Annotated in this window: 3 protein-coding genes; all 3 read right to left on the bottom strand. The window is 45.8% G+C overall.

All coding sequences use genetic code 11. The annotated features are described in order from the left end of the window. Window positions 1-812: carbohydrate ABC transporter permease (locus ACLFWI_RS29030; RefSeq protein ID WP_446415816.1), on the bottom strand; the 812-nt coding region annotated here is incomplete at its 3' end. Window positions 813-819: 7 nt separating this feature from the next. After that, entirely contained in the window at window positions 820-1725 is a 906-nt protein-coding gene (locus ACLFWI_RS29025; RefSeq protein WP_446409363.1) for a carbohydrate ABC transporter permease, read from the bottom strand. Between the two features lie 47 nt (window positions 1726-1772). Further along, a partial coding sequence (locus ACLFWI_RS29020) for an ABC transporter substrate-binding protein (protein ID WP_446415815.1) occupies window positions 1773-2834 on the bottom strand: 1062 nt, incomplete at its 5' end.

Here is a 2834-nt window from a genome sequence, read left to right as displayed (position 1 = left end):
ACAATCAAGGGGATCGTTCCCGCGACTGTGGCTGCCGCGATCGGACCATGAGGAATCTCAAATACAGAAGTTCCGCCAATTTGAGCCACTGCCACTGGAATGGTTTTCATTTCATCTTGCGTAATAAAGGTTAAGGCAAAGATAAACTCATTCCAAGCAAAGATAAACGTTAGGATTCCCGTCGTTACCAAGGCGGGAATTGTCATCGGCAGAACAATTTTCAGCAGCATTTGCACGATATTATATCCATCAACCTGGGCAGAATCTTCTAAATCCTTGGGAAGCTGTTGAAAGAAACTTCGCAACACCAAAATTGTCAGTGGTAAGTTGATCCCGGTATAGGGAACAATCAGCGAGATGTAGTTATTCCCTAACCCTAACAGTTTCACTACCTCTAGCAGTCCCAGAAACAGTAGCACGTAAGGGAAGAGACTGACGATGAGGACGCAGGCTAAAACAATTCGCTCTCCGGGAATTCGTAACCGTGCTAAGGCATAAGCCGCAGGCGCTCCAGCGACTAAACACAATAATGTGGAGGTTAATGAAACAAAGGCACTATTGAAGATATAACGCCAAAAGGGATAACGGTCAAATATCTGAGAATAATGAGTCCAGGTGAGTTGATCCGGTGCAGGGAAGTAAACATTAGGAATTGTCGAAATCGCTTCATTCACCTTGAAGGAGGTAAGCACTTGCCAAAGGGCTGGTGCGAGGCAAAAGATCAAGGTTAATACAACCCCAACCCAGAGCATAATTTGCTTTGTATTAATTTTCGACTTTTTGGGTGACGATGATTCTTGAGCGATTGCCATGGTTAATCTATTGGTCTCCTAAAACATTAAGCCGGGTTTTTGATAGCAAAAAGCCAACAATCGCCACGGCGATAATTAGCAAAAGAAAGGTTACGACGACCAAAGCCGCACCGTAACCAAAATCCAGATAGCTTCTCACTGTGTCGTAAATATAGAGTGAGATCATTTCCGTAGCATTGGCTGGACCCCCTCCCGTCATCACCAGCACTAGGTCAAAAATCCCAAAGGCTTGAGCAAATCGGAACAAGAGGGCAATCAAAATTTGTGGTGTCAGCAGAGGTAATGTAATTTGCACAAAACTTTGTACCGGAGACGCCCCGTCAATCGCATGGGCTTCATACAGATCCTCAGAAATTGATTGCAATCCTGCCAGCAGAATAATCGCAAAAAAGGGCGTTGTTTTCCAGACATCAGCCGCAATTAATGCGATCATTGCCGGAATGGGTTCACCTAACCAGGTAATTGGTTCAGCCGCGGGCAAGAATCGCAAAATATCATTAGCAACGCCAAACTGATCATTAAAAATCCACGCCCATGCTAGCCCCATGACTGCTGTTGGTAAAGCCCAAGGAATCAGGGCGGCGGTGCGAACTAAACCTCGCCCAAAAAAGCCTCGATTCAGCACCAAGGCAATTCCCATTCCCAATACCAATTCAATCAGAATCGAGGACAGGGTAAAGACTGTTGTTTGCCAGATGCTTTGCCAAAAGCGCCCATCACCCACTAGCCGTGCATAATTGTCTAAGCCAGTAAACTCTGCCTGCAATTCAGTCCCTAGATTTTGACTGAATAAACTTAACCAAAACGCCCGTCCAATGGGATAGGCAAACACCATTACTAAGATTAGGATTGCTAGTAGGGTGAGTAACCAACCCGTCCGTATCTCTTTTTGCCGAATTGAACTTTGTTTCATAGTGACTTTATTTACTCGCAACAAGCAGTTAGATTGGCGGCTTCACATTAATCTCCCAAGAGTCTACGAGTCTCTTGGGCTGCCCTGTTCATCGCTTGTTCTGGAGTCATGGTTTTGGTAATCGCCGCACTGAGATAGCGCTGTAAAATATCTGAGGTTTGAGCATATTGGGCGATGGGTGGACGGAGAACAGCCTTTTCCAGAACTTCTAGTAATTGGGGAAAGTAACTATATTTAGCCACCAGTTCGGAATCGGTATAGAGTGATTTTAGAGCGGGGGCATAGCCTGTTGCTAGGCTGAAGCGTTTTTGTACATCCGGACGGTTGAAGAATTCAATCACCTTCCAGGCTTCGTCGGGATGTTTGGTCAATTTAGAAATACCCAGTCCCCATCCCCCTTGGCAAGCACCACTGCTATGACTTGGTTGATGTACCATCGGCTTTATCGCAAATTCACCAGCAATATCAGACTCCTCTGGCTGGGATGCCAAATCATAAACGTAGGGCCAGTTGCGTAAGAAAACCGTCTTACCATTCTGAAACAAGAGGCGGGTTTCTTCTTCGGTATAAGTGGTGACGCCGGGGGGAGAAATGCCTTCTTCTATAGTATTGAGTAAAAAATTGACGGCTTCGATTGCCTCGGGTTGATCAAGTCCAACTGCCAACGTGTCTGGATTCACCCAAAAGCCACCAAATCCTTCCAGGATTTCTATAAACATGGCAGATAAGCCTTCATACTGCTTCCCTTGCCAGATATAACCCCATTCAACTCCTGTTTGTTGTTGCAGGGCTTGGGAAATTTGCATGAGTTCGTTAAAGGTTTCGGGAGGTTCGTATCCACCTTGCTCTAATAAATCAGTACGGTAGTATAGCATACCGCCGTCGGAACGGAAGGGCATCCGATACAATTCACCGTTGTAGCGCCCACCATTAACATCCCCTTGCAGAAACTTTGATAATTCATCTTCAGTAATTCTGTCAGATAAGGGCATTAACCATCCGGCGGCGGCAAATTTGGATACCCACACAATGTCTAGGTAAACCAAGTCGAAAGGTGAGTCACCCAGCAAAAAGGCTGAACTATAGAGGTCTTCAACCGCGTCAGTTGC

This window comes from Coleofasciculus sp., assembly GCF_046539235.1.
Taxonomy (GTDB): domain Bacteria; phylum Cyanobacteriota; class Cyanobacteriia; order Cyanobacteriales; family Coleofasciculaceae; genus Coleofasciculus.
Note: the sequence above shows the minus strand (reverse complement) of the source record. Positions and strands in the feature narration are given on the sequence as shown.